A 290-nucleotide genomic window follows, 5' to 3' on the forward strand; every position below is an offset into this window, starting at 1 on the left:
CTGGGTTGATAGGCCGGATCTGGAAGCACGGTAACGTGCGGAGGTGACCGGTACTAATAGGCCGAGGGCTTGTCCTCAGTTGCTCGCGTCCACTGTGTTGGTTCTGAAACCACGAACAGCCCCATACCCGTAAACAGGGTGTGGTGCGGCATAGTTCGACAGTTTCATAGTGTTTCGGTGGTCATAGCGTGAGGGAAACGCCCGGTTACATTCCGAACCCGGAAGCTAAGCCTTACAGCGCCGATGGTACTGCAGGGGGGACCCTGTGGGAGAGTAGGACACCGCCGAAC

The 290-nt window shown here is 57.6% G+C and carries 2 rRNA genes; both read left to right on the forward strand.

The window, feature by feature from the left end:
- Positions 1-77 (forward strand): 23S ribosomal RNA (locus TN53_RS43900); the annotation flags it as partial.
- A gap of 96 nt (positions 78-173) precedes the next feature.
- Positions 174-290: ribosomal RNA gene (rrf, locus tag TN53_RS43905) — 5S ribosomal RNA — on the forward strand.

This window comes from Streptomyces sp. WM6386 (assembly GCF_000972385.1).
GTDB lineage: Bacteria > Actinomycetota > Actinomycetes > Streptomycetales > Streptomycetaceae > Streptomyces.